Source organism: Aquitalea sp. LB_tupeE (genome assembly GCF_013391415.1).
Taxonomy (GTDB): domain Bacteria; phylum Pseudomonadota; class Gammaproteobacteria; order Burkholderiales; family Chromobacteriaceae; genus Aquitalea.
Genome location: NZ_JACAXB010000011.1, coordinates 128785 through 154667 on the forward strand (window position 1 = coordinate 128785; position 25883 = coordinate 154667).

Sequence of the window (25883 nt, forward strand, 5' to 3'; positions counted from 1 at the left end):
AGATGGCATCAAGCGGCTGCAGCCGCTTAATCGGCGCGCAACAGCAACCAGGCCGCCACCGCGACAATCAGCAAGGCAATGGCCTTGCCAACCCATGCCGTCCAGTGCTGGCCGGTTTCCAGGCAAGCCTCGGCCGGATTGGCCGGATTGTAATACACCCGTACCTGCGCGCCGGCCGGATAACGCGCCAGAATGGCCGTCACTTCCTGCTGGCTGCGGCTGTAGCCGGGATTGGGAAAACGGCGGTTGCCGGATTGGTAGGTGTGGCCTTGTACCTGGTACTGATAACGCAGCTGCGGAAAATATTCCCAGGTATTGTCGCGATCGCCGCCGGCATTCACCTGCCGTTGCTCCAGCCGGCTTTCCTGCACGATACCCACCGCACTGGGCCAACTGGCCGAAGCGTCGCCCTTGGCCCCCAGCCACCACAGATAGGCAAAGGCGGCCAGCCCGGCCAGCAGCATCAGGCCTTGCAGCAGTTTTTCAACCATGGGCACCAGCCCTCAGCCGCCGGACATGACGCCAGCGTTGCAACAAGCGGTCGCACAGGGCCCAGCCAAACAGGGTGCTGAGCGCTGCCAGAATGAAGCGGCCACTGCCGATGCTGCTGTCACCCTCGCGAATCAACACGGAGCGTGACGGTGCTTGCGGGTTGTAATACACCACCACGGCCTTGCCGGTGGGAAAGCGCCGCGTCAGGTCTTCGGCACTGCTGTGATCGCCGGGCAGCGCACTGGCCACCGCATACAGCTGGTCACCGTGGTACACCTCACCATTCACCGTGTACAGGTATTGTACGTAGGGCTCCCAGCGGGTTTGGTCCGGATGCCCTTCCGGGCTGCTGACCATGATGCGGCTGGATTCCACATGACCGGGAGCAGCCTGCCAGTGCTGTACGGCCTGGGCCGGGTCCAGCAGCAGGTTGATGAGGCCCATCAGACTGAGCAGGAAGGCCAGCATCAGGATGGAAGTTTGCCAACGCGGGGAAAGATGCATGATGGGCTGGCTCAGACCGCCGTGCCGTGGCTTTCAAACCAGGTGGTGAGAATGGCCTGGGCGGCTACCTGGTCCAGCGCCGGTTTTTGCTTGCGGCCACGCACGCCGGCCTCGGCCAGCATGGATTCGGCAATCACCGAGGTCAGCCGCTCGTCCACCAGCCACACCGGCAGGCCAAAGCGCCCTTTCAGGCGATTGGCAAAACGCCGTGCCAGCTGGGTCATCTGGTGTTCGGTATCGTCTTGATGCATGGGCAGGCCCACCACCAGCTGGGCCGGATGCCATTCGTCGATCAGCTTGCCGATGGCGGCAAAGCGGGCGTCGGTCACTTCGGTATCAATGGTGAGCAGCGGATGGGCAATGCCCAGCATGGTTTCACCCATGGCTACACCAATACGACGTTCACCAAAATCAAAAGCCAGTACCGTTCCCTCAGGCATGGCCGACATCTCCGGACAGCAGAGACGGGTCAAAACCCAGCAAGGCCATGGCAGCGTCGTAACGCGACTCGGCGGGAAGGTCGAACAGGATGTCCGGATCGGCCTTGACGGTCAGCCAGCTGTTGTCGCTGATTTCCTGCTCCAGCTGCCCGGCCGACCAGCCGGCATAGCCCAGGGTGAGCAACAGGCGCTGCGGCCCCCGGCCTTCCGACACAGCAATCAGCACATCCTTGGAGGTGGTGAGCGCCAAGTCGTCCTTCACCACCAGGCTGGATTGCCATTGCCCGGCCGGTGCGTGCAGCACAAAGCCGCGATCCGGCTGCACCGGCCCGCCAAAAAACACCGACTCGCCACGCAGCGGGTCGATCTCCAGCGCAAGGTCGATCTGGTCGAACAACTGCGCCATGGCAATGCCCGACGGTTTGTTGACGATCAAGCCCATCGCGCCGTGGTCGCCGTGTTCGCACAGGTACACCAGCGAGCGGGCAAACAGCGGGTCGGCCATATTGGGCATGGCAATCAGAAAGTGATCGGTGAGCGATAACGGTTCCATGGGGGCATTATGGCACAACACATCTGACAAAAGTTCTACCAAGCCACAACAGCGCCCATGCGCTTGTCTTGCAGCAAAAGCAAACAAAAGCCGCCACCCTGATAAAATGCCGCGGTTGCTTCCTTTTCTTGCGAGAACGCCTTGCGCCTCACCCACGTCAAACTGTCCGGCTTCAAGTCATTTGTCGACCCCACCAGCATTCCGGTCCCCGGCCAGCTGGTGGCGGTAATCGGCCCCAATGGCTGTGGCAAATCCAATGTGATTGACGCGGTGCGCTGGGTGCTGGGCGAATCCAGCGCCAAGCAGCTGCGCGGCGAGTCGATGCAAGACGTGATCTTCAATGGATCCTCCACTCGCAAGCCGGTCAGCCGCGCCTCGGTGGAGCTGGTATTCGATAATGCCGACGGTCAACTCACCGGCCCGTGGGGCCAATACGCCGAAGTCTCCATCAAGCGCGTGCTGACACGGCAGGGTGAATCCAGCTATTACATCAACAACCAGCAGGTGCGCCGCCGCGACATTACCGATCTGTTCCTCGGCACCGGCGTGGGCGCACGTGGCTATGCAGTGATCGAGCAAGGCATGATCTCGCGCATCATCGAAGCGCGGCCGGAAGAACTGCGTGCCTATCTGGAAGAAGCCGCCGGGGTGTCCAAATACAAGGAACGCCGCCGTGAAACCGAACACCGCATTGCCGATACCCGCGCCAATCTGGAACGCATCGAAGACCTGCGCCAGGAGCTGGAACGCCAGGTAGAACGGCTGAGCGAACAGGCCGAAGTGGCCGCCCAGTACCACGACCTGCGCGGCACCCTGACCCACAAGCAGAACCTGCTGGCGCTGGCGCGGCGCGAAGAAGCCGGCCGCAACGAAGCCCATGCCCGCGCCGAGCTGTCGCGCATCGAAACCGAAGAAGCGGCAATGGAAGCGGCGCTCACCCATCTGGACACCGAGCTGGAAACCGTGCGCGAAAGCCACTACGCCGCCAGCGACGCCGTACACGAAGCGCAACAGCAACTGTTTGAAGCCAATGCCGCACTGGCCCGGCTGGAAGAACAACAACGCCATCGCCAGCAAAACCAGGTACGGGTAGAACGCGAACTGGCCAGTGCCCGTAACGAACGCCAGCAACTGGCGGAAAGCCGCCAGCAGGCCGCCATGGAGCTGGATGACTGGCTGCCAAGGCGTGAAGAGGCGCAAATGCGGCTGGAAGAAGCCCAGATGGCACTGGAAGACGGTGCCGACCTGCTACCCAGCGCCGAAGCCGAATTCCGCGCCAAGGACCAGTTGCAGGCACAACTGCTGGCACAGCAAGCCAACCTCACCCGCGAGCGCGACCTGGCCCGGCAAAAGGGCGAACACCAGCGCCGCACGCTGGAACAGCTGGCCAGCCGCCAGCAAGCCCTGCAACGCGAGCTGACCGAACTGAACCTGCCCGATCAGGAGCAGCAAGCCGCCGCACTGGCCGAAGTCGAACGCGCCCGTGCTGCACTGGACGCGGTGCGCGCCCGCGTGGTGGCCGACGAGGCCAAGCTGGCCGACCTGGCCGCCGAGCGCGAAAAGCTGGACGAACAACTCGCGCAGCAACGCGCCGAACTGGCACGCGCCGAAGCCGAAGTCGCGGCACTGGCTGCCGTGCTGGCACGCGAAGCCGCCGGGGAAAAACTGGGCGACTGGCTGCACGAGCAAGGCCTGGCCGATGCCCCGCAACTGTGGCAGGCGGTACAAGTTGCACCGCAGTGGCAAACCGCACTGGAAGCCATACTGGGCGAGCGGCTCAATGCCCGCGCCGCCTCCAGCCAGCACATCCCCCCTGCCGCACTGACCCTGGTGGATGGTCAGGCCGCTCCCTTGCACAGCCCGGCTCAGGACTGGCCACGGCTGCTGGATCAACTGACCGCCAGCGCACCGTTTGACGCTGCGCTGCAAGACTGGCTGAGCGGCGTCTATCTGGCCGATGACCTGGCTCAGGCCATCAGCCAACGCAAACAACTGCAGGCTGGCGAATGTCTGCTCACCCCGCAAGGCCATCGGGTCAGCGCCAGCAGCGTGTGTTTCTACAGTGCGGCAAGTGGCAGTGGCGTGATGGAACGCAAACAGCAACTGGAAGCCGCCCAGGCACGCCAGCAGCAGATGCAGCCGGAAATCGACCGCTTGCAACGCCGCCGCGAATCACTGCAAAGCATGAACGGCATGCTGGCCGAAGCGGTGCGGGCGCAAAAAGGGGCGCTTACCCGGCTGGAAGCCGAACTCAATGCGGTAACACTTGAGCACGTCAAGCTGGATCAGGCCGCACGGCAAGGCGCGGCCCGCCTGTCCTTCATCCATGCCGAGCAACAACGCCTGCAGGAAGAACGCCAGCAAGCCCAGCTGGACATCGAAGAAAGCGAACTGCAAGGCGAAGAAGCCGCCATGACGCTGGAAGAACTGGCCGAACAAATGGAAGAAGTGCGGCTGGACCGGCTGAATGCCGAAACCGGCCTGCAACTGGCGCGCAACAAAACCCGTGATGCCGAACGCCAGTTACATGAAATCCGCCTTGAGCTGCACACCGCCGAACAAAAGACTGCCGAACTGGCCCGCCGCGCCCGCGAACTGGACGAGCGCGACCAGCAACTGGCCGAGCGGCTGGAAACCCTGGCCGAAGAAGCCGAAGTGGTGGAAGACACCGTCCCGGAAGAGGCCATGCAACAGGCCATCGAACTGCGCACCCGGCAAGAGGCCGCACTGGCTGCCACCCGCGACCGGCTGAACGGCCTGACCGAGCAACTGCGCCAGCTCACTCAGCGCCAGCACGATACCAATGCCGCGCTGCCAGCCCTGCGCGAGGCACGCTCCGACTGGCTGCTCAAACATCAGGAAGCGCGGCTGGCGATGGAACGCTTTGCCGAGGAACTGAAAGAAGCCCAGGCCGATGAAGCCGCCCTGCTGGCCGACCTGACCGACGCCATCAAGCCCAATGCGCTGGCAGCGGAAATCGCCCGCCTGGCCCGTGCGCTGGAAGGGCTGGGCGCAGTCAATCTGGCGGCACTGGAAGAGCTGGAAGAAGCGCGCAAGCGCGGCGAATACCTGGCTAACCAGGCCGAGGACCTGAACCAGGCCATGGCCACGCTGGAAGAAGCCATCCAGAAGATTGATGGCGAAACCCGCCAGATGCTGCAAGGCACTTACGAGGCGGTGAACGCCAAGATGCGGGAATTCTTCCCCACCCTGTTTGGTGGTGGCCGTGCCGAGCTGGTACTCACCGGTGAGGACTTGCTGGATGCCGGCGTGCAAATCATCGCCCAGCCGCCGGGCAAGAAAAACAGCACCATCCACTTGCTGTCCGGTGGCGAAAAGGCGCTGACCGCCATGAGCCTGGTGTTTTCGCTGTTCTCGCTCAATCCGGCCCCCTTCTGCCTGCTGGACGAAGTGGATGCGCCGCTGGACGATGCCAACACCAGCCGTTTTTGCGATCTGGTCAAGCAAATGTCGGAACGCACCCAGTTCCTCTATATTTCCCACAACCGCCTCACCATGGAAATGGCCGAGCAGCTGGTGGGGGTGACCATGCAGGAACAAGGGGTCAGCCGCATCGTGGCGGTGGATATCGTGGAAGCCCTGAAGATGCGCGAAATTGCATGACGCATCTACGCAAGTTTCTGCGTAGCCCAGTTGATACATCGCAATCTATCTTCTGACGGTGGCGCTCATACTGCGCGACTTGCAGCAAAACGGGCTGCGATTATTCTTCTTTGGGACCGCTGGCATGACCGTCCGCATCACGCGCTGGGAGCCGGAAAACATCATTTTCTGGCTGACCCGCGGCCGCAGGATTGCCAACCGCAATCTGCTGCTTTCCACCCTCGCCCTGCATCTGAACTTCAACGTCTGGATGATGTGGAGCATTGTTGTCAGCAATCTGCCGGCAGTCGGCTTTGCCATGACAGGTCAGCAGCAGTTTCTGCTGGTATCCATTCCGCCGCTGGTCGGCGCCATCATGCGCCTGTTTTATGCCTGCATCTGGAGCTGGGTGGGCGGCGGCACCTGGCTGGGTATTTCCACCCTGTTCCTGCTGATTCCTGCGCTGGGCGTGGGCTGGCTGGTGCAGGACATCAGCGCGCCCTTTCCGCTGCTATTGCTGGTAGCAGCCTGCTGCGGCATTGGTGGTGCAGCGTCTTCATCCCACTTGTCCAATACCAGCTTTTTCTTCCCCAAATCAGCCAAGGGCTTTGCCATGGGGCTGAATGCGGGAATGGGTAATCTTGGGGTGTCAGTGGTGCAGATCGTGGTACCGCTGGCAATCAGCCTGCCACTGTTCGGCAGCCTGGCGGGCGATGCGCAAATCTGGGGTCGCGGCGCGCAGGTCCATCCGATATGGCTGCAAAATGCTGGCTATATCTGGATTCTGCCGATTTTGCTGATGACCTTACTCTGCCTCCTGTATGCGCACGACCTGCCCAAGCTGCGGCTGACCCTGCACGACCAGTGGCTGATGATGAAGGAACGCCATACCTGGTATATCTGCCTGCTTTATCTCAGCAGCTATGGCACCTTCATCGGCTTTTCTGCCGCCTTCCCGCTATTGGCCCATGCGCTGTTCCCGCAGGTGAATGTCACGCCCTATCTGTTTCTGGGGCCCATGATCTGCGCGTTGGCACGCCCGATTGGCGGCTGGTGCGGCGACCGCATCGGCGGCGGCATCACCACGCTGATGTGCAATCTGCTGATGGCGCTGGCAACACTGGGCGTTCTGTACAGCCTGCCGAGCGACAGCGATGGCGGCAGCTTCAGCCTGTTTCTGGTGTCCATGCAGCTGATTTTCTTTGCCGCCGGCATGGGCAACGGTTCCTCCTATCAGCTATCCCCCAAGGTATTCCTGATTGAGGCCGGGCGGCAGGCCAGGGATAGCGGTGAAAGCGTGGCCGATGCCTATGCCCGTGGAGGCCGCCGTGGCGTGGCCGCCATGAGCATCAGTTCGGTATCCGCCACCTTGGGCGGTTTTTTCATTCCCAAGGCATTTGGCAATGCGCTGGACTGGTTTGCCAGCTTTGTTCCGGCATTTTTGCTGTTTCTGGCTTTTTATCTGGTTTCGATGGCGGTAGCATGGTGGCAATACGCCCGCCCGCGCGCCAGCATGCGTTGCTGAGCCCCCAAGACCAACCGTGATGCCTGTTACCTTTCTGCCCCGCTCCAGGCTGTCCACCGCCTTGCTGCTATCCGGCCTGCTGCATGGCACATTGTTGTTCGGGCTGGCCCCTGCCCTGCTGCACACACCACCGCCGCTGCCCGCCGCCTTGCCATTGCAATTACAAGCCGCTCCCGCCCCGACAGCCACCAAGGCAAGAACACGTGCAGCAGCCAGCCAGTCCCCGCTGCACAGCACAAGCCACAGTGCTCATGCCACGATGACGGCACCAGCCAACACGCAGGTGCAGCCTGTGGCCGACAGCAGCCCGCATCCGGCGGCCACTGCCAACCCGGCTGCAACAGTCAGCACGGCACCGGGCAGCACCATGACCAATACTGGCGAGGGCAGCAACGCCAAACCCGCAAACAGCGGGGCAAGCGTGCATCAGCCTGCACTGTACCGCTCAGCCTATCTGCACAACCCTGAACCACCCTACCCGGAACGCTCCCGCGAGCTGGGCGAACAAGGCCGGGTGATTTTGCAGGTGCGGGTGAGTGCCGAGGGACGTGCGCTGCAAGTGGAAGTAACTGGCAGCAGCCGCAGCCGTCGTCTGGACGAAGCGGCCCGGCAAGCGGTGGCCGACTGGCGTTTCATCCCGGCAAAGCAGGATGGGGTGGCGCTCGAGTCCAGCCTGCAAGTCCCCATTACTTTCTCGCTGCAAGCGCCCTGACGGGCAGCGGGCATGAAAAAAGCCGCCAGCAGTCTGACTGCGGGCGGCTTTCTGGCCGATCTTCGTGTGCTTGATTACTTCAGCGCATGGATGGCCGGCAGGTTACGCCAGGCGCCACGTACGTCCATGCCATAACCGAATACATAACGGTCCGGCACGTCCAGGCCGACAAAGTCAGCAGCAATCGGCTTGTCCTTGGGGATCAGCTTGTTGGCAAATACGCCGCTGTAGAATTCCTTGGCACCCATGCCCATTACTTTGTCGCGGATGGCAGCCATGGTGTGGCCTTCGTCCAGAATGTCATCCAGCACCAGTACCACGCGATCTTGCACGTCCTCTTTCGGAGCCTGTTTCCATACCAGTTCGCCGCCGTGGGTCTTGTCGCCATAGCGGGATACGTGCACATAGTCGAAATCCAGCGGGAAGTTCAGACGCGGCAGCAGCTGACCGGTAAACACCACGGCACCACCCATCACGGACAGCACCAGCGGGTAGGTCTCCCCCAGCTTGGCAGTGATTTCTTCTGCCATGCGATCAACGGCTGCGCTCACTTGTTCGGCAGTAAACAGAATATCCGAACTGTTGATCAGGCCACGGGCTTCGGCAATGTTAGGCATGTTGGCTCCTAGAGAAAATGCAAACGCCGCTCCGTCGCTGGAGCGGCGTGATGGTTAATAATGGATCAGCCCTGCAGTTCTTGCAGATAAGCCGAGAAATCTTTTGCTACTTCATGGTGCTTCAGGCCGTAGCTGACCGTGGCTTTCAGATAGCCCAGCTTGGAACCGCAATCAAAGCGGGTTCCCTTGAACGGCAGCGCCAGTACGGCCTCTTCTTTCAGCAAGGCGGCAATGCCGTCGGTCAGCTGGATTTCACCACCGGCACCCGGCGTGGTATTCAGCAATTTGTCGAAAATGCGCGGGGTGAGGATGTAACGCCCCACCACGGCCAGATTGGACGGTGCCACATCCGGATGCGGCTTTTCCACAATGCTGACCACACGCTGCTGACCATGCTGCTGGCTGCTGACTTCCACAATGCCATAAGAGCCGGTCTCTTCGCGTGCCACGGTTTCCACCCCCAGCACCGAGCTGTGCGTGGTATCGAACAGGCTCACCATTTGCTCCATGGCACCGGGCTCGCCATCAATCAGGTCGTCCGCCAGAATCACGGCAAACGGTTCATCCCCCACCACCGGACGGGCACACAATACTGCATGGCCCAGGCCCAGGGCCTCGGTCTGGCGGATGTAGATGCAGCTGACCGACGGCGGGATGATGCCGCGCACCGTGTCCAGCAGCTTCTGCTTGTTCTTGTTCTCCAGCTCGGTTTCCAGCTCGTAGGCCTTGTCGAAATGATCTTCGATGGAGCGCTTGTTACGACCGGTGATGAAAATCAGCTCGGTAATGCCGGCGGCGATGGCCTCCTCCACTGCATACTGGATCAGCGGTTTATCCACCACTGGCAGCATTTCTTTGGGACTGGCCTTGGTTGCCGGCAAAAAACGGGTGCCCAGACCGGCAACCGGGAATACAGCCTTGCTGATTTTTTTCATCGTCGTAAAAAGTCTTCAATTGAAAATATTTCTGACTGGCGCGCATTCTATACCTGACTTGCACGCCGCTCCAAACAACAACTCAACAGGGATGCCACTGCCGCAGCGTTTTTGCCACGCTGTCAATCAGTGGCGGCCAATCGCCCGGGGTCTGCTGACGGCAAATACGCATGCTGGCATACCAGGGTGACACTTCTGCGCTGGCCATGAAAAACGGTGCGCTTTCCGCCCGCATCAACACCCATACCGGCTTGCCCAATGCCCCGGCCAGGTGCACCACCGAGGTATCGACGCTGATCACCAGATCCAGCTGTTCGATAATGGCGGCGGTATCGGCAAAATCGCCGATCTGGGCGGCATGGACGCGCCCTTGCAATTCCGCAGGCAGTGCGCCCAGTTGCAGCGAGACAAAATCCACCTGCGGCATGTCCAGCAAGGGCAGAAACTGCGCGAGCGGCACCGATTTGTTCTGGCGGCCATGGTCGGCAATGCCCACGCCCCAGCTGCCGGTTTCCCAGACTATCCCCACCCGCAGGCGGCCAGCCTGTCTGGCTGGCAGGCGTTGCGCCTGCGCGGTACACAGTACGGGGTCGGCTCGTAGATAGGGCTGGTCGGACAAGGTGTCCAGGGTGACATCCAGCCGCAGTGGCAAGGACATCAGTGGAATTTGCCAATCGAAGGCTGGCGGGGCATCTTCCAGTGGCACCAGGTCAATGCCCTCCAGCTGACCGAACAAACGCAGGCAAGCCGTCTGACAAGCCAGCGTAATGCGAGCTGCCGGGTGCTGCTGACGCAAAACGGGCAGGAAGCGTGCCATTTGCAGGGTATCGCCCAGCCCTTGTTCGGCCCACACCAGCAAGTGCTGATCGCCCAGCGGCTGGCCTTGCCAGGCATGTTCGCGGTAACGCGGCTGCATGATGGTGCGCCAGCGCTGTTCGTACAGCGGCCAGGCTGCGCGGTACTCGCCCTGCAACAGCAAGGCCACCGACAGGTTGAAAGCCAGATAAGCATTATCCGGCTGCAGTTCCAGACCCTGGCGATAGGCAGTGACCGCCTCTTCCAGCCGCAAGGCGCAAGTCAGGGCATTGCCCAGATTGTTCAGCAGCCCTCCACTGGCGCCGGCCAGTTGCAGGGCATTCTGGTGGCAGACTACGGCATCGTCGTAACGCAACGCGTATTGCAACACCACGCCCAGATTGCTCCAGGCCTCGGCATGCTGCGGTTCGGCCTGCAACACTTCCAGCAGCAGGTTTTCCGCCAGGGTCAGTTCGCCCAGTTCTTTGAGCAGCACCGCCAGATTGCATTTGATATTGCTGGAGGACGGATTCAGGGCTGCAGCAGCCAGATAATCCTCCAATGCCTGCGGGTACTGTTTCAGCCGCATATGCGCCGTGCCACGATTGAACAAGGCCTGCCAATCCTGCGGATTGTGTTGCAGACACTGGCTGAAGGCAGCAATGGCTTGCTCTTGCTGATCGGCTGCCGCCAGACGGTTGCCGCGCTCGAATGCCGTTTCGCGCATGATGTCCCTTTCAGTCCGCAGTTTGCTGCAACATGGCTTGCAACCCGGCTTCGTCCAGAATGGCAACGCCCAGCTCTTCGGCCTTGGCCAGTTTGCTGCCTGCTTCGGCTCCGGCCACCACGAAATGGGTTTTCTTGGAAACGCTGCCAGACACCTTGCCTCCCGCGGCCTCAATCAGCGCCTTGGCTGCATCGCGTGACAGCGTGGGCAGGGTGCCGGTCAGCACGAAGGTTTTGCCGTCAAACAGCGGATGGGCGGCTGCGGTCTCGGATGGCAATTGCGTCAGGATTTCGTCACGCAAGGCAGACAATGCCTGCAAGCCACTGCGCTGGGTCGGGACGTCCAGCCAGTCGGCCAGCGCATTGATGACTTCGGCCGGCAATTGCAGCAGCAAGAGCTGGCGTCTTTCCATGCGCGCCAGCTGCTCCAGCCCGCTGACCTGGGCCGCCAGTTGCTGGCTGCGCACCTCGGTCAGCCGTGGAATGTCCAGCCTGGCCAGCAGGACTGCCGGCTCCAGCCGCTCTGCCAGCTTGGCAGAGGGGGCATGCTCGTCAGCCGGGCTGACATACTGCAACAGGGCATCCAGCGCCGCTTCGTTATTGGCTTCGGCAAAAAAATCTGCCAGCGATTGCGCCACCACACCGCCAATATCGGGCAGCGCGGCAAACAGGGCGGCAGGCGCACGGCGGATCAGCGCCAGTGAACCCAGCCAGTCTGCCAGTGTCTTGGCGGTGGACTCACCCACATGGCGAATGCCCAGTGCAAACAGCAAGCGTGCCAGCGGCGGGGTACGGCTGGCGGCTATGGCCTCCAGCAGGTTTTCTGCCCATTTGCTGGCCACCTTGCCGGCTTTTACCGTTTCCGGCGTCACGCCTTCGTCTTCATCCGCCCGGCGTTTCATTTCCAGCAGATCATCCAGCGTCAGCCGGTACAGATCGGCCACGCTGTGCACATAGCCATACTCCACCAGCTTGTCGATGTAACGTTCGCCCAGGCCGTCAATATCCATCATGCGGCGTCCGGCAAAATGCTGGATGGCCTGGCTGCGCTGGGCCTGGCAGGACAGTCCGCCGGAACAGCGGGCAATGGCTTCGCCTTCTTCGCGCACCACATGACTGCCACATACCGGGCAATGGCTGGGCAGGCGATAGGCCGGATACTGCGGTTCTTCACCCTGGCTGAACAGGTCGCCACCGGCTTGCGGGCGCATCGGGCGGCGCTCCAGCACCACGGCTACCACTTCGGGAATCACATCACCAGCCCGGCGCACGATAACGCTGTCACCAACGCGTACATCCTTGCGGCGCACTTCGTCTTCGTTGTGCAAGGTGGCGTTGGTGACGGTCACCCCTCCGACAAACACCGCTTGCAGGCGCGCAACCGGGGTGATGGCACCAGTGCGCCCAACTTGCTCCTCGATGGCTTCCACCAGGGTGACGGCCTCTTCGGCCGGGAATTTGTGGGCAATGGCCCAGCGCGGCGCGCGCGACACAAAGCCCAGCTCTTCTTGCAAGGCACGGCTATCCACCTTGTACACCACGCCGTCAATTTCGAACGGCAGTGCGGGACGGCGCTGCATGACCGTTTCGTAGTAGCTGGCCAGGCCTGCGGCACCTTCCACTACCGGACGCAAGTCTGCCGCCACCACCGGAAAGCCCAGCTGCTGCAGCCAGTCCATTTCTGCTGCATGGGTGGCGGGCCAGCTGGCGCCTTCCACCTGGGCAATGGCATAAGCAAAAAAAGACAGCCGACGCTGGGCGGTAATGCGGGAATCCAGCTGGCGCAAACTGCCTGCCGCCGCATTGCGCGGGTTGGCAAAAGTCTTGTCGCCACGAGCTAGTTGCTCGGCATTCAGCCGTTCGAAGTCCCGCTTGAACATCAGCACTTCACCACGTACCTCTAGCAAGGCCGGTGGCTGGCTGATGGCCAGTTTCAGGGGAATGGACTGAATGGTGCGGATGTTTTCCGTTACGTTTTCGCCGGTAATGCCGTCACCGCGGGTTGCCGCCTGCTCCAGCACGCCGTCACGGTACAGCAGGCTGATGGCCAGACCGTCAAATTTGGGTTCGGTGGCATAGCGGATGACTGTTTCGCCCAGTTCGCGGCGAATGCGCTCGTCAAACTGGATCAACTCGGCATGGCGCAGGTCAAAATCATCCGCTTGCATGTCGGAAAAGGCATTGCCCAGCGACAGCATGGGCACGCGGTGGGTGACCTGGCTGAACGCGGGCAAAGGCGCTCCCCCCACCCGCAAGGTGGGAGAGTCCGGGGTTTTCAGTTCCGGGTGGGCGTCTTCCAGCGCTTGCAGTTCACGGAACAGCCGATCGTATTCGGCATCCGGTACGCTGGGGGCATCCAGCACATAGTATTCGTGGCCATAGCGCGTCAGCCGTTGACGCAAGTCGCTGGCGCGGGCAACAAGATCGTTGGTACTCATCTCGTGGTCTCAAACAGAAAAAGGCCGGCATGAGCCGGCCTGCGTGCAATGGGTATCAGGCAAACAACCTGAGGGCAGCCACGCTGCCCGGAGCAATACCCCGGTCATCCATGCTGCTGTAAATATGGACCAGTTGGTCGCGAATGCGGGCCAGCCCCACATCGGACAGCACCCGGCGGTTGTCATCCACCAGCTGGGCATCGAACTCCGCCGCCAGTTGCTTGGCAAACAGCACGGCGCGGTCGAATACATCCACGCCACCGGCTACGCGCGGCACGTCGAACAGCAGGGTGAGCGCCGGAAAGGATTTGTCCAGCAGGGTATGGAAGGTGAAGGGCATCTGGTCTGCCGCCATCAGCGAATACAGGGTATTGCCGGAGTCAGCCAGATAATGGAATGCGCCATCCGGCTCCAGTTGCAGGCCACCGGCCTCGACAAAACTGCGCAGGCGGGTGCCTTCCACGGCCACCCGTGGCACCACATTGATGCCGATCAATACGTCCACATCGGCACAGAAGCGGTCCAATTCGCGCGCGGCCACCAGCTTTTGCTGACGTTGCGGGAAGCTGACTGCGGCATCGTGTTCTTCGGCAAAACGGGAAACCTGCTGGCAAAAGCCGGCCAGTTCCGGTTCGGTAACGGCACCGCTGCGATCCACCATCTGCATGCCGATATTGATTTGCTTGTAACGGGTTCCTGGCAGGGCTTCGGCCGGTTTCCACAAGCCCTTTTCGGTGCGACCGATGATGTGGGTACGTTTGCCGACGTTAAAACGCGGCATGGCGGCCAGTTCGTGCGGCTCGTGGAACACCACCTCGGCGATGAAGTCCAGCGAGGGATCCAGCAAGGCAGCGACCAGTGCCTGGTGATCGGCCGATTCGAAGCCGCTGTTCTCTTCGTCGTCACGCGCGGGCAAGGGCATGGGTTCGGGCTGCGGCACCGGGCGCTCCACCGCTGCCGGCATGATCAGGCTGGTATCTTCCGGAATTTCCGGTTCGAACGGCTCGTCATCATATGACGCCGGAACATGCATGCCGTCAGCCAGCACTGGCTCCATGCGATCGGCACGCACACCGTCACGCACATTGTTTTTAGGGACGTTCAGCAGTACGTCGTCATGAGGGCGCGCAAAAGCCTGGCTGGCCTTCTTGCGAAAGCGCCACTCTTGAAAAACATTGAATCCGAACACCAGGGCAATCACTGCCACGCCCAATATCAATACACCAATCTGCAATTCGCTCATTAGGCCGTCCGCGTTAAGGCGAATAATTTGCCAATAGTATAACGAAAGCGGGCCCGTACAGGCTATGTCTGGCGCAAACTTGCAGCGTTTGTGCGCTTAACCGCCGGTCATCGACATGATACGGATGAGTTTGCCCGGTTTTTCGCGGAATTCGTGGCGCTCGGGTTTCAGTTCGATCGCCTCCCGGATAGCCATTTCCAATTCGGCATCGCTGATACCGGCCCGCAACAATGGGCGCAGTGCGAAGCGTTCCTCCTGGCCAAGGCACATATAGAGTGTGCCATCTACTGACAGCCGGACCCGATTGCAAGTTGCACAGAAGTGCTGGGAGATCGGGGTAATCACCCCCAGGGTGAAGGCCCCATCCGCACTGCGCCAATAGCGGGCAGGCCCGCCGCCCAGCTCCTGGTTTTGCGGTAACAAGGCAAAACGCTGGCGCAGCTGTTCCAGTACAGGTTGCAAATCCAGATAACTGGTGTTGCGACCGGTATCGCCCATCGGCATGGCTTCGATCAGCCGCAGGATGAAGCCGTGCTCGATACAGAAGCCCACCATGGTTTCAATATCAGCCTCGTTGATGCCCTTCATGGCAACCATATTGATCTTGATGGGAGAGAGGCCCGCCGCCTTGGCGGCCTGCAGCCCGGCCATCACCTGCGGCAAACTGTCATGGCCGGTGATGCTGTTGACGCATTCGCGGCGCAAGGAATCCAGGCTGACATTCACCCGGTGTACACCCGCAGCCTGCAAGGCATGTGCATGACGCGCAAGCTGAGTGGCATTGGTACTGAGCGAGAGGTCCTGCAATCCGGGCAGCGCAGCCAGGCTGGCCGCCAGCTGCGGCAGGTTGCGCCGCAGCAAGGGTTCGCCGCCGGTCAGGCGGACCCGACGGGTACCCAAACGGACAAACGCTGCCACCACGCGGTTGATTTCCTCAAAGGTGAGCCAGTGCTCCGGCTCTTCGAAGTCCTTGAATCCTTTGGGAATGCAATAGCTGCAACGCAAGTCGCAACGGTCGGTCACCGACAGGCGGAGGTAGTCAATACTGCGGCCAAAACGATCCTGCAGAGTGCTCATGATGTTGCTACCGGGTGATAGGGTGTTAAACCGATTGCACATAAACGGATAGTATTCAGAATAGCGATTTCTTTTCCTTGTCGACAGCCATCAGGAATTATTTTCGTTTAATACAGTCAATTTGCGCCGGGATAGTACTGTGGCGTTTTTGTTGCTGCGACGAGAATTATTCTCGAATGGCTTGTTATTTTGTACTAACAAGAACTATACTGATCAAAACAAAGGTTGCCTCATGCCTCATGTCAACAAGGAGCTGTCCCTGTCTGTCATTCGTGAATTGGCCCGGACTTACCAGGCATTCGAACAATTATCGGCCTTTCATATCCGGCAAATGGATCTCACCCCGCCACAATTTGACGTTGTGGCGACCCTGGGGAATACCCCGGGAATGAGTTGCAAGGAACTGTCGGAAAAAACGCTGATTACCAAGGGCACGCTGACGGGTGTCATTGACCGCTTGATCGACAAGGGTATCGTCACCCGCTGCACACTGGAGCAGGACCGCCGCAGCGTGATGGTGGCATTGACAGCGCAAGGCGAGGCTTTGTTCCAGCAGGTTTTTCCGGCTCATCTTGCATTCATGCAGCCTGCATTTGATTTGCTGGAACCTGCCGTCATGTCTGAACTTTGCCAGCAACTGGCACGTTTGCGTGCAGCCTTCAACCAAGTATTGGAGCAAAAGAAAATTGAAACCGACTGAACGTTATGCGCCGCCAGCCATTTTGCTGCACTGGCTGATTGCCGGCCTGATCATTGCCACTTTCATCTGGGGACTGGTGGTATCAGACATGCCGCTCTCCCCGGCCAAGTTCAAATATATCGCCTGGCATAAATGGGCTGGCATTTCGGTTCTGACCCTGGTTGCAGTGCGACTGGTGGTTCGTTTGCTCAAGCAGCCACCAGCGCTGCCGGCTCATATGGGCAACATGGAACGTCTGTTGGCACATGGCGGTCACATCGCCCTCTACCTGCTGATGTTTGCCGTACCGCTAACCGGCTGGCTGATGAGTTCGGCCTATGGCTTCCCGGTGGTGTTGTTCAAGCTGGTGCAACTGCCGGATCTGGTGGCCCAGAACGAACAACTGGCAGCCACACTGAAAACCGTGCATGAAACCCTGAACTGGATCATGGCGGCCTGTGTGGTCGGCCATGTACTGGCGGCAGTGAAACATCATGTGGTGGACAAGGACGGCATGCTCTTCCGCATGAGCCTGCGCGGTCCCCGTCAATAAAACTGTTAACTGGAGCAAGAATGCGCATGCATCAACTGAAACTGATGGCAGCAGCCCTGATTGTTGCCGCCCCGCTGACCCAGGCTGCCGCACTGGATGCCGGCAAGAGCCAGATCAACTTCACCATGAAGCAGCTGAATGTGCCGGTGAATGGCAGCTTCAAGAAATTCAGCGGCAATGTGGTGCTGGACCTGAAAAAGCCGGAAGCCGGCAAGGCTGACATCACCATAGACACGGCCAGCATCAGCCTGCCCACAGCCGAAGCGGTGGGCGAGGCCAAAAAGGCCGACTGGTTCAATGTGGCCAAATTCCCGACTGCGCGCTTTGTCAGCAGCAGCATCAAGCCGCTGGGTGGTGGCAAATTGCAAGTAGCAGGCAAGCTGACCATCAAGGGCAATACCCGTGATGTGACTGCACCGTTCACCGCACGTCAGGAAGGCGGTCTGACCGTGGTGGAAGGCGTACTGCCGGTTTCGCGCCTGGCTTACAAGATTGGTGAGGGCGACTGGGCCGATACCGGCACAGTGGCTGATGAAGTGCAAATCAAGTTCAAAGTGGCCATTCCGGCCAGCAAATAAACACTCAGGAGAGTTGAAGTCATGATGAAGAAAGCCCTGTTCGCTGCCGTGTTTTCCGCCATTGCAGGTGCGGCTGTTGCAGCTCCGGTAAGCTATAGCGTGGATCCGACCCACACCGTAGCCCAGTACGATGTGCGCCACCTGGGTTTCTCGGTGCAGTCCGGTGTATTCACCAAGACTGCCGGCACCGTGGTGCTGGATACCGAAGCCAAGAAGGGTGCTGTTGATATCACTATCGACACCAACTCCCTGCAAACCTACCTGGCCGCCCGCGACAACCACCTGAAGAGCAAGGATTTCTTCAATGTGGCCCAGTTCCCCACCATCACCTTCAAGTCTACCGACCTGAAATTTGCTGGCGACAAGCTGACTGCTGTTAACGGCAACCTGACCATTCTGGGTGTAACCAAGCCGGTTACCCTGACCGTTACCAACTTCGGTGGCGGCAAGAACCCGATGAGCGGCCAGGAAACCTACGGTGCCAACGCGGAAACCACCATCAAGCGTAGCGATTTCGGCATGAAAACCTTCCTGCCGGCCATTGCTGACGACGTGACCCTGAAAGTAGCCATTGAAGCCGTCAAGGCTCAGTAAGCCCTAACAGCTCACACCCAAGAAAAAACCCGCAACTGCGGGTTTTTTCTTGTCACAGCCGAATAATCAAACAACATCAGCCGACCTGTGCAACAGCGATGGCAGGAAGCGCTGCACCCACTGGCACTGCTGGTCATAGGCATGAGCCAATTGCAAGACGGCCATGTCGCCATGCGGTCGCCCGATAATTTGCAAGCCCATGGGCAAACCCTGGCTGCCAAATCCAACCGGTACATTCATCACCGGCAAGCCGGCCATGGTCGGCCCGATCACCACTTCCATCCAGCGGTGATAGCTACTCATCACGCGCCCGGCAATCATCCGTGGCCAATGCTGTTCCAGCGCAAACGGGTAGACCTGAGCACTGGGCAATAGCAGGAAATCGTAGTCCTCAAACAAACGCAGCACGGCACGATACCAGTCGCTGCGGATACGGGATGCACGATAAACATCCAGCGCACTCAATTGCAGCCCGCCTTCTATCTCCCACAGCAGTTCAGGCTTGAGCTGGCAACGGCGCGCCGGGTCCTGATAATCGGCATACAGGCTGCCTGCCATCAACCAGTGGCGGTGCACTGCCCAGCTTTCCCACAGGCTGGATGGATCAAAATCGATGCTGCAGGCCTCTACGGAACAGCCAAGCGCGGTGAAATCGGACAGCACTATCTCACATTGTGACAACACGCCCTGCTCCATCGGCAGATAGCCATTCCAGTCGCCCAGCCAGCCGAGGCGGCAAGCTCCGAAGTCTTGCTCCAGCGACTGTTCCGGCAATGACGGGGCACAGGCTAACGGAGCTCTTGAGTCCGGCCCCATCTGTGTGCGCAACAAAGCCAGCACATCCGGAACCGACCTGCCCATTGGCCCTTCGGTTGCCAGCTGCTGCAAGAAGAGTTCGGGCGATGACCCCAAGGGAACCATCCCCCAGCTGGGGCGAAAACCGAATACATTGTTGAATGCTGCGGGATTACGCAAGGAACCCATCATGTCGCTGCCATCGGCAACGGGCAGCATGCGCAAGGCCAGGGCAACCGCAGCGCCACCGCTGCTGCCGCCGGCGCTGCGTGCGGGATCATAGGCATTGCCCGTGGCACCAAAAACAGCATTGTAGGTGTGTGAACCGGCACCGAATTCAGGCGTATTGGTCTTGCCGATGACAATGGCACCGGCGCTGCGCATGCGTGCCACCATGATGCTGTCCGCCGCAGGAATGTGGTTCTGATACAAGGGCGAGCCCATGGTGGTGGGAATGCCCTGCGTGGCAGACAAGTCCTTGATGGCCTGCGGCATGCCGTGCATCCAGCCGCGCGACTTGCCGGCATGTAATTCGGCATCACATTGCGCAGCCTGTTGCAGCAAGCCTTCTTCATCCTGCAAGGACACCAGTGCGTTGACCTGGGGGTTGATCACCGCGATATGGGACAGATAAGCCTGCATGACCTCGACACAGGAATAGTGCCGCTGATGGATGGCACGCGACAATTGCAGCGCGTCCAGTGCCACGATCGGGTTAAGGGAAGAGGTACTGGCCAGCATGGGAACTCCTGGAAGATAGATACAAATGCAGTTGAAACGCTGAAAGCTGCGACCAAGGGCAGCACATCAAAGCGAATGGCGCACCCCATCATCGCGGCACAGTACGGTTAGCCGGAGTGGCCTCGCACACGAAGTATCAGGACGGATGCTGACCAGCAGGAATCCCATCTGACCGTGGCTGCATTCCGGCCTCTTCGCGGGGCAGGTAATAGCAGGCCACCACACCCAAGGCTGTGGAAAACAGCAAATAGTAGACAGGGGCGATTGGTGAACCCGTTGAACCGGACAGCCAGGTAACGATGAAGGGCGCAAAGCCGCCAAAAATCATTACGGCCAGGTTGTAGCCGATGGAAACCCCGGTGGAGCGCACCTTGACCGGGAATAATTCCGAAACCGCCGTGGGTGCCGGGCCAAAACTCAGGCCCAGCAAGGTGCAGAACAGTAACTGCACCAATAACAGGCGCTCTATGCCGGGCGCAGCGGCGAACCAGGCAAAACCGGGATAGACAGCCAGCAGCAGGCCGACATAGGGCCAGAGCAGCAATGGGCGGCGGCCGATGCGGTCTGACAAGGCACCAGATAGCGGAATCAGCAATGTCATCCAGGCCACCACCAGCATTTGAATGGAAAACACCTGATCCAGCGGCAAGCCGAACTGGCGATGGACATACGCTGGCATGTTCACCAGCAGTACATAGAAGGCAGCAGTGCCGGGGATGGTCAAGCCGATGGTCAGCAGGATATGACGCCGGTTTTGCTGCAAGGCAGCCTGCATGGAAGTAGCTTCATCGCTGGCATCGGTTTGCGCGGCATCGACGAATGCCTCGGTTTCATCCATGTAGCGGCGTATCCACAAGCCTACCGGCGCAATCAGCAGCCCCACGACAAAAGGCAGCCGCCAGCCCCAGCTCTCCAGTTGCCCCTGATCCAGATTATGGGTGATCAAGGCCCCCATTCCTGCGCCGCCCAGAATAGCCAGCATCTGACCAACCAGTTGCCAGGAACCATACAGGCCACGCTGATGCGGTGGGGCTGCTTCTACCAGGAATGCCGTTGCGCTGGCATATTCTCCTCCGGTGGCAAAGCCCTGCAGCAAACGGGCCAGCACGATGAGCAAGGGAGCTGCCACACCAATGGCAGCATAAGGTGGAGCACAGGCGATCAGCAGGGAAACCAGCGCCATGATGGCCATGATCAGCTGCATGGCGGCCTTGCGTCCTTTGCGATCGGCATAAATGCCCAGCAGCACCCCACCGACGGGCCGCATGAAGAAACCGACCCCGAAAGTAGCCGTTGCCATCAACAGGGAGATGAATTCGTTGCCATCTGCCGGGAAGAACAGTTTGGAAATGATGCTGGTCATGAAGCCATAGACAATGAAGTCGTACCACTCCAGCGTATTGCCCAGCACTGCAGCAATGATTTGCCGTTTACGGGAAACCGGATTTTCCACCTTGCCACCTCCAGCCAACGGGTTGGACTGCCACTCCGCGCCGACTGCAGATCGCAGGTCAGCCAGGAGAAATCGGACGAAACAGCCCTGCACGGTAGAGAGGGATCAAACCGTATGCTACTGGCCTATCTGCCAAGCCCAGAACTGCCATGCGCAAGCGGGCAGACAACAAATCAGGCAGGAATGTTCAGCAAGGGATTGATATTGAAAACAAACAGAAGAGGACATGTCTGGCTGGCATGCAGCAAGTCAGGGACGGTGCTCACTGGCAGATGCCGGTAGCAAGAACAGGAAGAATCAGAATGAGCAGGCTCAAACCGAAAGGGTTTGAGCCTTGGGTAGCAATCAGCTGTTACGCGATGCGTGCTTGCGCTTTTCCTTTTCGCTCATCATGGCTTCGCGCGCCGCGGCTTTCTGGGCGGCCAGTTCCTTGGCGCGTTTTTCCCACACCACCCATTCTTGCGGACGCTCTAGCGTGATGCGGCCGGTATTGCCATCGCGAAAATCGGTCAGCACGATTTCGGCCGCTTTCTGGATATTGACGCGACCACCACCCAGCATGGCTCCACGCTTGCGACCTATCATTTCCAGCACCTGCCAGTCTTGCAGGCCGTCAACATCATCCAGCTTGTAGCGGGCGGTCAGTTCAGGGACATAGTGTTGCAGCAGGTATTTGAGCAGCTCCAGCGACACTTCTTCCTCGTCCATGGCATTGCGGCCAACAGCACCGCTAGCGGCCAGATTGTAGCCACCCTCTTCCACTTCGATCTTGGGCCACAGCATGCCGGGCGTGTCGTACAGCTCGACATCATCGGCCAGGATAATGCGCTGCTCATTCTTGGTGACGCCAGGCATATTGCCGGTCTTGGCGATCTTGCGGCTGCTCATGCTGTTGATCAGCGTGGACTTGCCGACATTGGGAATACCGCAAATCAGTACACGCAGCGGCTTGTCCAGCCCGCCACGATTGGGGGCCAGCTCACGACAGGCGGCCACCAGCTTTTGCGACGGCGCACGCTCGCCGGCATCCAGGCCAATGGCCTGGGTCTGCTTTTTGGCGCGATACCATTCCAGCCACTGGCTGGTGATGGCGGGGTCGGCCAGGTCTTGCTTGTTGAGGATCATCAGGCGCGGCTTGCCCTTGGCCATGCGCGCCAGCATCGGATTGGCGCTGGACGCCGGCAAGCGCGCATCCAGCATTTCGATGACCACATCGATTTCTTTCAGGCGCTCCATCACATCTTTGCGCGCCTTGTTCATGTGGCCGGGAAACCATTGAATTGCCATGCTTTAACGCTTTCTTAACGGGTCCAGTAAATAACTCAGTCCATTGTGGTCGATCTCCTGCATCAATTGCAGCAGACGTCCGATCTCACTCTTGGGAAAACCCTCGCGGGCAAACCAGTTGAGGTAATTGCCAGGCAAATCACAAATCAGTACACCCTGGTGTTTGCCAAAGGGCATTGCGGTGGTAACCAGACGCTGCAGATCTTCTTGTTGCATGCTTTCAGACCGGACTGAAGGAGGCGCATTGTGCCAAAGGCTGCCATTTTACGCCACAGCCTTGTTTTGTCGGACTTTTATTGTCGAGTTGCCGGATTTGACCTGCGACAAGTGCCGTTGTCATTTTTCTGTCGAAAACCGGCGTGGACGGGATAGCATGGTGGCCATTCGTTACCGGGGTCTGGTCGGTTCCGATTGCGACCGCAATACGAAGTCAGTTCAGTGATAGCGACGTAGGTTCTTTGGCGCAGGCAGCGTGCCCATGCATGCTTGCACATGGCAGCAGGCGGTAGCCTGCTTTCGCGCTCAAGGCCTCTTCGGGCAGCCAGCCTTGGTTGCCCTTCTTTTTTTGCTCAGTGCGGCAGTGCTTTGCCGTCATTCAAGGCCAGAATGCCGCGCAATACCCGGTACAGGCACCACAGCCAGGTCAACCCCAGAATGGCAAAGCCAACCAGTATCCATAGCAAGGCGTAGCCCAGCACACTGCCGAGCAGGCAGAACCAGAAGGTGCGGATCTGCCAGTCAAAATGGCTTTCGTACAGCGTTCCGCGACAATCATCGCGCTTGAGGTAATTGATGATCACCGCCACCACCATGGGCAGGCCGGTAAACAGACTGATGCCTTGCAGGATGTAAACCAGCAGGGTGAGGTTGTTCAATCGACGCTCATCGTCGCGGGTGAATAAATCCATGCTTGTCTTTCAGTTGCCAGCCGGGGCCTGCAGTCGCTGCCACAGCGGGTGCAGACGGTCGCGGCATTGTTGGGCCGCCAGACGCGATGCCATGAACAAGGATTGCATGCCGTGCGCCACACCGACCATGCCACTCATGCGTTGACGGCTCCAGCCCTGCAACATGCCAGGATTACGCTGCGGCGCAGTCAACAAAACCGGTGCGGCCGTTGGCAGCGTCATGTGCAAGCGATCAGACAGCATCCGCAGGCGGCGGTTGGCCTCGTCCAGCAGGCTCAGCTCCGGCAGGGTAACTGCGACATGACTCAAGGCGAGAACGGCAATCCGGGCAGCCAGCCAGTCGGCTTCATCGGCAAAGCGACTGGGCGAACAGGTGCTTTTGCTGCGCAATGAAGACAGCAACATGGCCAGGGCACGAATATCCGGCAGCAGGGATTCCAGTACCGGGGTGGCTGCGGCCTGATCATGTTGTTGCAGGGTGCGATACAGGCTGTCCATTTGCGGTGCCACGGTATTGGCCAGGGCCTCACCATCGGTCAACAGGGTTACGGACCATACGGCGCCGTCCAGCACCAGATTGGCGCTTTCTCGGGCAATCTGCCTTGCATCACTGACTTCATTCATGACCTGGATCTCCAGTCTGCTTGCCTGGGTGGGTCCGGCGCCTGCTTTGTCTGGAAATAACAAATGCCGCCGGAGTTGTCCGCGGCGGCATTGTTCGGGTGTGTTCGTTCTCTGTTACTTTTTATTGCTGCAGAGACGCCCCTTGGAGCCGCCATGATGTGCGGTACCAATAAAAATAGGCGTTAAAGACTGCGGAAAAAGTAATCATGTCGACCATCCTGCCAACAAGGGCAGTGGGCTGTCAAGGCGGAAAGCAAGAAATCGTTGCATTGCACAAAAAAACCCGGCCTTGGCCGGGTTTTTGCAACAGCAATCCTGAGCACTGCTTACATATTGGGATAGTTGGGACCGCCACCACCTTCCGGTGTGCACCAGTTGATGTTCTGGCTGGGGTCCTTGATATCACAGGTTTTGCAATGCACGCAGTTCTGCGCATTGATTTGCAGGCGCGGGCTGCCTTCTTCCTGACCGACGATTTCATACACACCGGCCGGGCAGTAGCGTTGCTCCGGTGCATCGTATTTGGCCAGGTTGAAGCTGATCGGCACGCTGGCGTCTTTCAGCTTCAGGTGCGCGGGCTGATCTTCGCTGTGGTTGGTGTTGGAAATGAACACCGAGGACAGGCGGTCGAAGGTCAGCACCCCGTCCGGCTTGGGATAGTCGATGCGCGTGCATTCGCTGGCCGGGCGCAGCGCTTCGTGGTCGGCATGCTTGTGACGCAGCGTCCACGGGGCCTTGCCACGGAACAGGAAGGTGTCGATGGCCGAGTAGATCATGGCCGGCCAAAGGCCCCAGCGGAAGGACGGGCGGATGTTACGCACCTGGTGCAGTTCTTCATGCAGCCAGCTTTGCTTGAAACTGGCCGAGTAGCCGCTTGCTTCCAGCCCTTGCGCTTCCGGATTGGCCTGCAGCAGTGCGAACACCGCATCGGCCGCCAGCATGGCGGACTTCATCGCAGTATGGGTGCCCTTGATCTTGGGCACATTGAGAAAGCCCGCGGTATCACCTACCAGCAAGCCACCCGGGAAGGTGAGCTTGGGCAGACTCTGGATGCCGCCTTCGGACAAGGCACGCGCGCCGTAGCTCAGGCGACGGCCACCTTCGAACACACCCTTGATGGCCGGGTGAGTCTTGAAGCGCTGGAATTCCTCGAATGGCGACAGGTAGGGGTTGGTGTAATCCAGCCCCACCACATAGCCCACCACCACCTGATTGTCTTCCAGGTGATACATGAAGGAGCCGCCGTAAGTGGCGGTATCCACCGGCCAGCCCACGGTGTGGGTGATGGTGCCGGGCTTGTGGTTTTCCGGTTTGACTTCCCACAATTCCTTGATGCCGATGCCGTAGGTTTGCGGGTCGGCACCGTCACGCAGGCCAAAGCGCTCAAACAGCATCTTGGTGAGCGAGCCACGACAGCCTTCGGCAAAAATGGTCTGTTTTGCCCACAGCTCCATGCCCGGTTCACCCGGCTGGTCGCCATTCTTGCCGGTGCCCATGGCACCGGTGGCCACGCCCTTGACCGAACCGTCGGCATGGTAGAGCACTTCGGCGGCGGCAAAACCGGGGTAGATTTCCACGCCCAGGGCTTCGGCCTGCTCGCCCAGCCAGCGGCAGAAGTTACCCAGGCTGACAATGTAGTTGCCGTGATTGTGCATCTGCGGCGGGGTTGGCAGCTGAATGGACTCGGTTTCCGTCAGGTAGAGGAAACGGTCGGACAGCGCCGGAGTATTCAGCGGCGCGCCCTTTTCTTTCCAGTCCGGGATCAGCTCGCCAAGCGCCCCGGTTTCGATCACGGCACCGGATAGGATATGTGCGCCGATTTCCGAGCCTTTTTCCAGCAGACAGACACTGATTTCCCGGCCGTTCTGTTCGGCCACTTGCTTCAGGCGAATCGCAGCAGACAGCCCTGCAGGGCCGCCGCCGACGATCACCACGTCGTATTCCATATAATCGCGTTGCACCACATCTCCTTTGCGCCCGGAGGGCTGTCCTTATTGGCTGGCAGTCATCA

At 59.8% G+C, this 25883-nt stretch carries 24 protein-coding genes; 7 read left to right on the forward strand and 17 right to left on the reverse strand.

The window, feature by feature from the left end; genetic code table 11:
* Positions 1–26: 26 nt before the first annotated feature.
* From HWX34_RS04845 to HWX34_RS04860, 4 genes are read right to left on the reverse strand one after another with little or no spacing between them, the layout of a single operon-like run.
* The gene (locus HWX34_RS04845) at positions 27–491 is read right to left on the reverse strand and encodes a DUF3592 domain-containing protein (protein ID WP_178971231.1); all 465 of its coding nucleotides are present in this window, start codon (positions 489–491) and stop codon (positions 27–29) included.
* Positions 484–996, reverse strand: a complete 513-nt coding sequence (locus HWX34_RS04850; protein ID WP_178971232.1) for a DUF3592 domain-containing protein — start codon at positions 994–996, stop codon at positions 484–486. The genes HWX34_RS04845 and HWX34_RS04850 overlap by 8 nt, the downstream gene beginning before the upstream one ends.
* A gap of 11 nt (positions 997–1007) precedes the next feature.
* The gene (gene ruvX, locus HWX34_RS04855; RefSeq protein WP_178971233.1) at positions 1008–1445 is read right to left on the reverse strand and encodes a Holliday junction resolvase RuvX; all 438 of its coding nucleotides are present in this window, start codon (positions 1443–1445) and stop codon (positions 1008–1010) included.
* Positions 1429–1989 carry a YqgE/AlgH family protein gene (locus HWX34_RS04860; RefSeq protein WP_178971234.1) on the reverse strand — a complete coding sequence of 187 codons (561 nt, stop codon included), beginning with the start codon at positions 1987–1989 and terminating at the stop codon, positions 1429–1431. The genes ruvX and HWX34_RS04860 overlap by 17 nt, the downstream gene beginning before the upstream one ends.
* A gap of 141 nt (positions 1990–2130) precedes the next feature.
* Here HWX34_RS04860 and smc point away from each other — a divergent pair, with 141 nt between their 5' ends.
* The 3 genes from smc (at position 2131) to HWX34_RS04875 (ending at position 7829) form a co-directional block, all read left to right on the forward strand.
* Positions 2131–5613: a chromosome segregation protein SMC gene (smc, locus tag HWX34_RS04865; protein ID WP_178971235.1), complete on the forward strand. Its 3483-nt coding sequence runs from the start codon at positions 2131–2133 to the stop codon at positions 5611–5613.
* 124 nt (positions 5614–5737) lie between these two features.
* Entirely contained in the window at positions 5738–7117 is a 1380-nt protein-coding gene (locus HWX34_RS04870; protein WP_178971236.1) for an MFS transporter, read from the forward strand.
* 19 nt (positions 7118–7136) lie between these two features.
* Positions 7137–7829: an energy transducer TonB gene (locus HWX34_RS04875; protein WP_178971237.1), complete on the forward strand. Its 693-nt coding sequence runs from the start codon at positions 7137–7139 to the stop codon at positions 7827–7829.
* Positions 7830–7903: 74 nt separating this feature from the next.
* Here HWX34_RS04875 and HWX34_RS04880 read toward each other — a convergent pair whose 3' ends face one another.
* The 6 genes from HWX34_RS04880 to moaA all read right to left on the reverse strand — a co-directional run bounded on the left by HWX34_RS04880 (position 7904) and on the right by moaA (position 15660).
* Positions 7904–8446, reverse strand: a complete 543-nt coding sequence (locus tag HWX34_RS04880) for a hypoxanthine-guanine phosphoribosyltransferase (protein ID WP_045846793.1) — start codon at positions 8444–8446, stop codon at positions 7904–7906.
* A 65-nt stretch (positions 8447–8511) separates the two neighbouring features.
* Positions 8512–9381 (reverse strand): UTP--glucose-1-phosphate uridylyltransferase GalU, encoded by an 870-nt coding sequence (gene galU, locus HWX34_RS04885; RefSeq protein WP_178971238.1) that lies wholly within the window; start codon positions 9379–9381, stop codon positions 8512–8514.
* A gap of 82 nt (positions 9382–9463) precedes the next feature.
* The gene (locus HWX34_RS04890) at positions 9464–10903 is read right to left on the reverse strand and encodes a tetratricopeptide repeat protein (protein WP_178971239.1); all 1440 of its coding nucleotides are present in this window, start codon (positions 10901–10903) and stop codon (positions 9464–9466) included.
* 10 nt (positions 10904–10913) lie between these two features.
* Positions 10914–13340, reverse strand: a complete 2427-nt coding sequence (gene ligA, locus HWX34_RS04895; protein WP_178971240.1) for an NAD-dependent DNA ligase LigA — start codon at positions 13338–13340, stop codon at positions 10914–10916.
* Positions 13341–13395: 55 nt separating this feature from the next.
* Positions 13396–14583, reverse strand: coding sequence for a cell division protein ZipA C-terminal FtsZ-binding domain-containing protein (locus HWX34_RS04900; RefSeq protein ID WP_178971241.1), 1188 nt, complete (start codon positions 14581–14583; stop codon positions 13396–13398).
* Positions 14584–14679: 96 nt separating this feature from the next.
* Positions 14680–15660: a GTP 3',8-cyclase MoaA gene (gene moaA, locus HWX34_RS04905; protein WP_178971242.1), complete on the reverse strand. Its 981-nt coding sequence runs from the start codon at positions 15658–15660 to the stop codon at positions 14680–14682.
* Positions 15661–15799: 139 nt separating this feature from the next.
* On the opposite strand from moaA, the gene HWX34_RS04910 reads away from it, so the two are divergent.
* From HWX34_RS04910 to HWX34_RS04925, 4 genes are read left to right on the forward strand one after another with little or no spacing between them, the layout of a single operon-like run.
* A complete protein-coding gene (locus tag HWX34_RS04910) occupies positions 15800–16360 on the forward strand; it encodes a MarR family winged helix-turn-helix transcriptional regulator (protein WP_370459668.1) in 561 nt (186 codons plus the stop codon).
* The gene (locus HWX34_RS04915) at positions 16347–16892 is read left to right on the forward strand and encodes a cytochrome b (protein ID WP_178971243.1); all 546 of its coding nucleotides are present in this window, start codon (positions 16347–16349) and stop codon (positions 16890–16892) included. Before HWX34_RS04910 ends, HWX34_RS04915 begins: the two co-directional genes overlap by 14 nt.
* A 26-nt stretch (positions 16893–16918) precedes the next feature.
* Positions 16919–17470 carry a YceI family protein gene (locus tag HWX34_RS04920; protein WP_255496578.1) on the forward strand — a complete coding sequence of 184 codons (552 nt, stop codon included), beginning with the start codon at positions 16919–16921 and terminating at the stop codon, positions 17468–17470.
* Between the two features lie 21 nt (positions 17471–17491).
* Entirely contained in the window at positions 17492–18064 is a 573-nt protein-coding gene (locus HWX34_RS04925; RefSeq protein ID WP_178971245.1) for a YceI family protein, read from the forward strand.
* Positions 18065–18130: 66 nt separating this feature from the next.
* On the opposite strand, the gene HWX34_RS04930 is transcribed toward HWX34_RS04925, so the two are convergent.
* The 7 genes from HWX34_RS04930 to HWX34_RS04960 all read right to left on the reverse strand — a co-directional run bounded on the left by HWX34_RS04930 (position 18131) and on the right by HWX34_RS04960 (position 25818).
* The gene (locus HWX34_RS04930) at positions 18131–19600 is read right to left on the reverse strand and encodes an amidase (RefSeq protein WP_178971246.1); all 1470 of its coding nucleotides are present in this window, start codon (positions 19598–19600) and stop codon (positions 18131–18133) included.
* A 136-nt stretch (positions 19601–19736) separates the two neighbouring features.
* The gene (locus HWX34_RS04935; protein WP_218645056.1) at positions 19737–21053 is read right to left on the reverse strand and encodes a citrate-proton symporter; all 1317 of its coding nucleotides are present in this window, start codon (positions 21051–21053) and stop codon (positions 19737–19739) included.
* Between the two features lie 345 nt (positions 21054–21398).
* Positions 21399–22340, reverse strand: coding sequence for a ribosome biogenesis GTPase YlqF (ylqF, locus tag HWX34_RS04940; protein ID WP_178971247.1), 942 nt, complete (start codon positions 22338–22340; stop codon positions 21399–21401).
* A 3-nt stretch (positions 22341–22343) separates the two neighbouring features.
* Positions 22344–22556 (reverse strand): DUF3820 family protein, encoded by a 213-nt coding sequence (locus tag HWX34_RS04945; protein WP_045846780.1) that lies wholly within the window; start codon positions 22554–22556, stop codon positions 22344–22346.
* 353 nt (positions 22557–22909) lie between these two features.
* Positions 22910–23248: a hypothetical protein gene (locus tag HWX34_RS04950; RefSeq protein ID WP_178971248.1), complete on the reverse strand. Its 339-nt coding sequence runs from the start codon at positions 23246–23248 to the stop codon at positions 22910–22912.
* Positions 23249–23257: 9 nt separating this feature from the next.
* Entirely contained in the window at positions 23258–23872 is a 615-nt protein-coding gene (locus tag HWX34_RS04955) for a hypothetical protein (RefSeq protein WP_178971249.1), read from the reverse strand.
* Between the two features lie 326 nt (positions 23873–24198).
* Positions 24199–25818, reverse strand: a complete 1620-nt coding sequence (locus tag HWX34_RS04960) for an electron transfer flavoprotein-ubiquinone oxidoreductase (RefSeq protein ID WP_178971271.1) — start codon at positions 25816–25818, stop codon at positions 24199–24201.
* Positions 25819–25883: the final 65 nt, after the last annotated feature.

Excerpts from the sequence above, each read along its gene's own strand:
- HWX34_RS04845 (WP_178971231.1), bottom strand. The coding sequence starts at position 491 with ATGGTTGAAAAACTGCTGCAAGGCCTGATGCTGCTGGCCGGGCTGGCC.
- HWX34_RS04850 (WP_178971232.1), bottom strand. The coding sequence starts at position 996 with ATGCATCTTTCCCCGCGTTGGCAAACTTCCATCCTGATGCTGGCCTTC.
- ruvX (WP_178971233.1), bottom strand. The coding sequence starts at position 1,445 with ATGTCGGCCATGCCTGAGGGAACGGTACTGGCTTTTGATTTTGGTGAA.
- HWX34_RS04860 (WP_178971234.1), bottom strand. The coding sequence starts at position 1,989 with ATGGAACCGTTATCGCTCACCGATCACTTTCTGATTGCCATGCCCAAT.
- HWX34_RS04870 (WP_178971236.1), top strand. The coding sequence starts at position 5,738 with ATGACCGTCCGCATCACGCGCTGGGAGCCGGAAAACATCATTTTCTGG.
- HWX34_RS04875 (WP_178971237.1), top strand. The coding sequence starts at position 7,137 with ATGCCTGTTACCTTTCTGCCCCGCTCCAGGCTGTCCACCGCCTTGCTG.
- HWX34_RS04880 (WP_045846793.1), bottom strand. The coding sequence starts at position 8,446 with ATGCCTAACATTGCCGAAGCCCGTGGCCTGATCAACAGTTCGGATATT.
- galU (WP_178971238.1), bottom strand. The coding sequence starts at position 9,381 with ATGAAAAAAATCAGCAAGGCTGTATTCCCGGTTGCCGGTCTGGGCACC.
- HWX34_RS04890 (WP_178971239.1), bottom strand. The coding sequence starts at position 10,903 with ATGCGCGAAACGGCATTCGAGCGCGGCAACCGTCTGGCGGCAGCCGAT.
- ligA (WP_178971240.1), bottom strand. The coding sequence starts at position 13,340 with ATGAGTACCAACGATCTTGTTGCCCGCGCCAGCGACTTGCGTCAACGG.
- HWX34_RS04900 (WP_178971241.1), bottom strand. The coding sequence starts at position 14,583 with ATGAGCGAATTGCAGATTGGTGTATTGATATTGGGCGTGGCAGTGATT.
- moaA (WP_178971242.1), bottom strand. The coding sequence starts at position 15,660 with ATGAGCACTCTGCAGGATCGTTTTGGCCGCAGTATTGACTACCTCCGC.
- HWX34_RS04920 (WP_255496578.1), top strand. The coding sequence starts at position 16,919 with ATGCATCAACTGAAACTGATGGCAGCAGCCCTGATTGTTGCCGCCCCG.
- HWX34_RS04925 (WP_178971245.1), top strand. The coding sequence starts at position 17,492 with ATGATGAAGAAAGCCCTGTTCGCTGCCGTGTTTTCCGCCATTGCAGGT.
- HWX34_RS04930 (WP_178971246.1), bottom strand. The coding sequence starts at position 19,600 with ATGCTGGCCAGTACCTCTTCCCTTAACCCGATCGTGGCACTGGACGCG.
- ylqF (WP_178971247.1), bottom strand. The coding sequence starts at position 22,340 with ATGGCAATTCAATGGTTTCCCGGCCACATGAACAAGGCGCGCAAAGAT.
- HWX34_RS04945 (WP_045846780.1), bottom strand. The coding sequence starts at position 22,556 with ATGCAACAAGAAGATCTGCAGCGTCTGGTTACCACCGCAATGCCCTTT.
- HWX34_RS04950 (WP_178971248.1), bottom strand. The coding sequence starts at position 23,248 with ATGGATTTATTCACCCGCGACGATGAGCGTCGATTGAACAACCTCACC.
- HWX34_RS04955 (WP_178971249.1), bottom strand. The coding sequence starts at position 23,872 with ATGAATGAAGTCAGTGATGCAAGGCAGATTGCCCGAGAAAGCGCCAAT.
- HWX34_RS04960 (WP_178971271.1), bottom strand. The coding sequence starts at position 25,818 with ATGGAATACGACGTGGTGATCGTCGGCGGCGGCCCTGCAGGGCTGTCT.